This window comes from uncultured Campylobacter sp. (assembly GCF_938045595.1).
In the GTDB taxonomy this organism is placed as follows: Bacteria; Campylobacterota; Campylobacteria; order Campylobacterales; family Campylobacteraceae; genus Campylobacter_B.
The window spans coordinates 1-5,402 of the sequence record NZ_CALIBB010000187.1; the positions used below are offsets into that span (position 1 = coordinate 1).

Consider the following 5,402-nt stretch of genomic DNA (forward strand, 5'->3'; position numbering starts at 1 on the left):
GCGGCGTAAAGCTTTGGATTTCATCCGTATTTTCGCCTATAAATTTAATCTCTACTGCCCCATACTCAGCGCTTTTTGATTTGCCGAGCCTAGTTGAGCGCTCTAGCGTTTCTTTTGCGCGATTTATGTCGTCTTTGCTCACGTTAGCGTCAAATTTAACGCTAAATCGCCATTTCATTCCGGCCATAAACGCCTCGTAGCCATACATCTGACTATCCATAGAACGTCTTCTTTTTTTATCGTAGGCACTTTTTTGAGAATATTCATATTTTAGGCTAAGTTTTTCTTTTTCGTCATTTATATAGCCGCTTCGCATCTGTTTGAGCTGGGTAAATTTTTCAAATTCTTCATGGCTTAGTAAGTGATGATTGTAAATTTTGCTGCTATCAAGCTTTTCATGAAAATAGGAAAGCGGAATTTTAAAGAATTCTTTACCCTCCTTGATCGGCGAAGCGTCGCAAAATCTCACAGCGCCGCTATGAAAAATTTTAAAAGGATCGTTAAAGCTGCCGTATCTGCTAGCCGCCATACCTAAAAATGCACTTCCCGGGATAAAATCAAGCGAGCTCATCTTGCTCTGCGTATTGGAGCTTGCCTGCAAAACAACGGGACTTTTAAAAGTTATCTCAAATCTAAGCTCTCTCATCATAGCTCCTTAACTTTAAATTCGCATCTACCAAGGCCTCGGTTGCGGTTTAGCCCCATCCGCTTTATCATCTCTAGCGCGCGTTTTAAATTTTGGGCGATTTCGTCGCTTACATTTTGGATCTCGCCTTTTAAACTTATAGGCAAAACCACCTCTATATCTCTTAGCGAATTATCTGCCGCAATGCCGTTGTCGTCGATTTTGGTAGCCGAAATGATTTCAAAAAGATTGCGCTGCAAGTTATTTGACGTAATTTCAGTAGCGATTTTTTCATCTATCGTAGCGCTACTAAAATAGCACTGTGCCTGCGTAGTATCGTCGTTTTCGTTTTGCTCATTGCCATTATTTTGCTTATTTTTGCCGCCTCGTGAGCCGAAGCACTTATCTATATCATTCGCATCCCAAAATAGCTCCGCTGCCTCGCGCACAAGTCCTTTTATCGTTTTGCCCGGTACATACGGAAGCCCTGCGGAGTTTTTTACCACATAGCTATCAAGCGCCGCTCCACCGCTAAGGCCGCTACTAACATGCCAATAGTCGAAAAATTTAAGCTCGTAATTTATCGTCATTTTTGCCCTCCACTTTTTTATCTTCTGTGCCCGAAGTAACGGAGAGAAACTGCAACACGTCGTAAATAGGCGTCTTTTGCGCTCCGTCCTTTTCTAAAATCAAATTTCCGCACGACAACTCGCCGTAAAGAGCCTTCAGAGCGCCATCGAATTCACTTTTGTTTTCTAGAATTTCATTTATTCTATCAAGCATAACTTTGGCTAATCTATCGTTTATGCCAAGCTCCTTTATCCACTCTCGCAATTTGCCTTTGGGGCTGTTTTCGTCGCGATACATTTCGGCCAAATTTATAAAATTCCCTATCTTTGGCTCGTTTTTTGACTTGGTCGTATCACCCAAATAATAAGGTCCGAAATCACATCTGATTTCGCTAGCGTTTTTGCCATCGGCCGCGCGCCCTTCTTTTTCGCCCCCGATCGTCAGTTCATCTTTTATAAATTTATCCCAACTTTGGAAATTCGAGCTTTGGACGTTATGAAACATTAAGCAGCTTGGCGCTATGTCTTTTTCGGCATCGTTTACGTAGCGATCCTTGCTGTGCTTTTTTGCCGCGCCGCAAAGCTCCTCAGCTAGAGCTACCGCATAATGAAACGGGAATTTTTCGTTACAATAAGCAATCCCCGCGCACATCGTGAGCTTTTCCTTTATATCGGGCTTTTTCTTGTCCGTTTCCTTTTCAAATTCCTCGATAAAATTTTTAGTAAATTCTAACGCTATATCCGCATCGCAAACCGCCGTCATATCGTCGCCGCTTAAAATTAGCGCTTTTATCTTTAGATCATCTTTGCCAAGAGCGACTTTTGTTTTTACTTTGGCATTGGCAAATGCATCTTTCGTAGCTTCATCAAGCGCCTGCGAAAATCTAGCTATAGCTCCAGCATCATCGCTCTTTTTTACGACTTCGACTAAATTTTTAACTAAGACGCCAAGCCCGTTCCCGTCTGCGTGGATAACGGCTAGTTTATTTTTCTTATTTGAAATTTGGCTAAATTCTTTTAATTCCTTAGCTCCCGGGTGTCTCTTAAACCACCTTCCGTGCGCTTCTCTCTTTTGAACGGACGAAATGTCTAATGCATCATCGTCATCAAATTTTACGATAGGTCGCGCCGTTTTGGGCGCAAGAGCCATAAAATTTATGCTCATATCAAGCGGCAAGCTCGGGCGGTTGCGCTGGGTTTTTAGCTTTTGTTCAAGCTCTTTCGATGCCGTTCCGTAGTCGTTGCCGTTATAAGGAGCGGCGGCCTGAGAAATGGTAATGCCGTAAGCATTTTGCATTATCTTTTTAGGCAGATCCCTGACGATCTTTTTTAAATTTTCCTTGCCATCTACGATCGCTCTAAAATTTCCCGCGGCATTAAGCAAAATTTGCTCTACTAAGCCGTTCGCCCTTAGTTCGTCGAAGACGCCAAATATCGCGCCGTTGCTCTCTTGCTTGTCATTAAATTTTTGTCCGAGCGAGTCTATTATTTCGCTGGCACCGATGATCTCTTGCAACTTGTTCGTGGCGTAAATATACTCTTGTATACCCTGGATACTCGTGCCGTATAGGTATTTAGCCATCTTGCCTCCTTTTCGTTATATTTTTGAAATTTTATCGCAACTAAACTTAAATTATTTTTTGAAAAATTACACAAAATGAACTAGCCGAAGCGACGCCTCGTGCTAGCCCGAATTTATTGTCTAGTCCTACCGCAAAAGACACGCTGTCCGTTATATCCTTGCCTTTGATGTAAAAATCGAGTGTAGGAACGTACGAGCCGTAATTGCTCGGAGCGATATTGGCTAAATTCGGCACCTCCTGCGCCAAAGCGCCACTCATAGCTCCAGCCGCTGCTAGCGACAACACAATCTTTTTCATTACAACTCCCTTAATTGATCTCGTAGGCGTTTTACCTCCGAGTTTGAGCGCAATTATAGTGAGCCATAGTGTCAGATTCTGTCAGCCAAGGGAAAACTTTGAAAAATGAGAGGGAAATTTTAATTAAATTAGGGGAGGGTAGATTGAAAATTTTGGGTGCAAAGAGGAACCAATCCCCTAGATAGGGGAAATTCTAACCGAATTCCTCGCTACCTAAAACCATTCCTAGCAAAAGCCGTATTTATTGATCCATTCTACCTCATTCATCCGACTCTCTTATTTAGTTTAACTCATTATTTTCAAATGCTTTTTTCGGAATTTTACTTAAGATAGTGTTGAGCTTCGCTCCGGTGTAAGTTGCAGTATGGATGATGATCTTTACTGGCGTAAAGCCATCTTGATAGTTGTTGAAAGCCGATTTTACTTCAACAAAATTTATCATCATTGAAGCCATATCTCCTTCCACATCCGTTTCGGTAAGTAACGGAAATTCATCAAATAAGCATAGGGAAGTACCATCAAAGCAATTCTTTTGTGCTTTTCGGAACTGAGTGTCGAAAGGAACTAGAGCAACAACTTCGGCGTTTAGCCTGCCCGAATATCTTTTAAACTTATTTTTCCCGCTACTCTTAACTGCGCGCTCATAAACACGTAACGGTGCAGCTCCTTTTGAAGCTAAAAAGCTTTTAACTTCCGAAAGCTTTACATCGTTTTCGTAATCGGCTACCTTAAGCGAATTATCAAAGTAATCGTTTCCATATTGAGATTTTTCGCCCATATCAAATAAGACGATTAGCTCGTTAGCAAGCCTTCTGCTTTGAAAGTTGGTCGTAAACTCATCTTTTCTATTAACCCTTCCATAGTAGCTTTCCGGGTCCGGTTCTACACATCCTATTAAAAATATAGCAATTAATACTAAAAACAGTGTTCTCATAACATTTTCCTTCCTTTAAATTTATAAACAATCGGGCAATTTGAAAAGCCGGTTATTCTATCCGTTGCATCGCCTTCCAATTGAGGCAAAGCAAAATTAGCTATCTTATTTAACTCTCGCGGCGAATACTCGATAATCAATTGTCAGGTAGTTGAACTTACCTACTTTTCATTATACGCTTTGTAACCTGCAAAATCATAAGTACTTTTATCGATCTCTTTCCTTGTTTCATAATCAATAAAAATAAGATCAAGTGATGAGCCTAACTCCATTAGTTCTCCGATCTCATTAGAAGAATAAAGCAATTGAGCCATTCGCTCTTTTAAAAAGTTAATAAAGGTATAGGCGTCCTCATTTTTTCCATCTTTTTCATTTTGGGCTTTAACTTTATGGGGTGTAATCTCTACAATCATGTTAAGCTTTTTATTTTCCCTATCACAAGTCGCTGGTTTATACACCAAACCATATTCTCGCCAGTATAGCCCTGGGCGGTTATCGTCATTAAAAGCTTTATCTAATAAAGAAACGCTATACTCTCCTCTTGGAGCGATCTGGATTCTATCCCCATACTTATCTTTATCAAGGAACGACTTTGCCTTACGTATAGATTCCTCATATCTTTCCTTATCCTTATTCTCTCTAAGGATACACCAAACATCTAGCTGCTGAGCCATTACCGTTTCTTTATCGGGCGGCATTACGATAAAACAACCAGAAAATACAACTCCGATCAAACCGAGTAAAAACACTTTAAACAAAATTTTCATACTTTCTCCTTTGTTTTAAAATTCTTTTTCGAAAAATAACAAAATTATTCATGGAATTCAAACCCACCATGTCAACTTTGAGCGTGATTATAAGGAGTTTAGTTGTCAAATTCTGTCAATTTACGGAGTGCTTTTAAAAAATCCATTAAATTTTAGTCGTATATCTTGAAATTTAATCAAATCAGCGTGATCACACAGCATTATCCGAGGCAAAACCCGTTTGTCCCAATCCCCTAAATCGGGGAAATTCTAATCAAATCAAAATGGCAACGGTATCGGTAATACTGCTATTGCTGTCACACGTAAGTTGTTTCAATCCCCTAGATCGGGGAAATTCTAATCAAATTTGGCAAAATTGGTCAAAGAGGTGATTTTTATGTGAAAGGGTTTCAATCCCCTAGATCGGGGAAATTCTAATCAAATCCCACTAGAACAAATTCCCCCTAAACTTATGTGTAAAGAAGTTTCAATCCCCTAGATCGGGGAAATTCTAATCAAATAAAGTGAGCAGTTTCCGTCTTGGCAAGACGTCATTAAAGCGTTTCAATCCCCTAGATCGGGGAAATTCTAATCAAATTTATCAAGGAGAACAAAATGGGAAAAGTTCGTGATTGTTTCAATCCCCTA

The 5,402-nt window shown here is 40.2% G+C and carries 6 protein-coding genes and 1 CRISPR repeat array; all 6 genes read right to left on the bottom strand.

Annotation, left to right across the window (positions count from 1 at the left end; translation table 11 throughout):
- Positions 1–646 (bottom strand): hypothetical protein (locus Q0340_RS07415; RefSeq protein ID WP_298082783.1); only part of this gene is annotated, 646 nt, incomplete at its 3' end.
- Positions 646–1,215 carry an RAMP superfamily CRISPR-associated protein gene (locus Q0340_RS07420; protein ID WP_298082784.1) on the bottom strand — a complete coding sequence of 190 codons (570 nt, stop codon included), beginning with the start codon at positions 1,213–1,215 and terminating at the stop codon, positions 646–648. The genes Q0340_RS07420 and Q0340_RS07415, both read right to left, overlap by 1 nt.
- Entirely contained in the window at positions 1,193–2,776 is a 1,584-nt protein-coding gene (locus tag Q0340_RS07425) for a hypothetical protein (RefSeq protein ID WP_298082785.1), read from the bottom strand. Before Q0340_RS07425 ends, Q0340_RS07420 begins: the two co-directional genes overlap by 23 nt.
- A 46-nt stretch (positions 2,777–2,822) precedes the next feature.
- Positions 2,823–3,074: a hypothetical protein gene (locus tag Q0340_RS07430; protein WP_298082786.1), complete on the bottom strand. Its 252-nt coding sequence runs from the start codon at positions 3,072–3,074 to the stop codon at positions 2,823–2,825.
- 280 nt (positions 3,075–3,354) lie between these two features.
- Positions 3,355–4,008, bottom strand: coding sequence for a hypothetical protein (locus Q0340_RS07435; RefSeq protein WP_298082787.1), 654 nt, complete (start codon positions 4,006–4,008; stop codon positions 3,355–3,357).
- Between the two features lie 161 nt (positions 4,009–4,169).
- On the bottom strand, positions 4,170–4,775 hold the full coding sequence (locus Q0340_RS07440; RefSeq protein ID WP_298082788.1) for a hypothetical protein: 606 nt from the start codon (positions 4,773–4,775) through the stop codon (positions 4,170–4,172).
- Positions 4,776–4,997: 222 nt separating this feature from the next.
- A CRISPR array of direct repeats spans positions 4,998–5,352; the repeat unit is 37 nt; unit sequence GTTTCAATCCCCTAGATCGGGGAAATTCTAATCAAAT.
- The last annotated feature ends 50 nt before the right edge of the window (positions 5,353–5,402 follow it).

Excerpts from the sequence above, each read along its gene's own strand:
- Q0340_RS07420 (WP_298082784.1), bottom strand. The coding sequence starts at position 1,215 with ATGACGATAAATTACGAGCTTAAATTTTTCGACTATTGGCATGTTAGT.
- Q0340_RS07425 (WP_298082785.1), bottom strand. The coding sequence starts at position 2,776 with ATGGCTAAATACCTATACGGCACGAGTATCCAGGGTATACAAGAGTAT.
- Q0340_RS07430 (WP_298082786.1), bottom strand. The coding sequence starts at position 3,074 with ATGAAAAAGATTGTGTTGTCGCTAGCAGCGGCTGGAGCTATGAGTGGC.
- Q0340_RS07435 (WP_298082787.1), bottom strand. The coding sequence starts at position 4,008 with ATGAGAACACTGTTTTTAGTATTAATTGCTATATTTTTAATAGGATGT.
- Q0340_RS07440 (WP_298082788.1), bottom strand. The coding sequence starts at position 4,775 with ATGAAAATTTTGTTTAAAGTGTTTTTACTCGGTTTGATCGGAGTTGTA.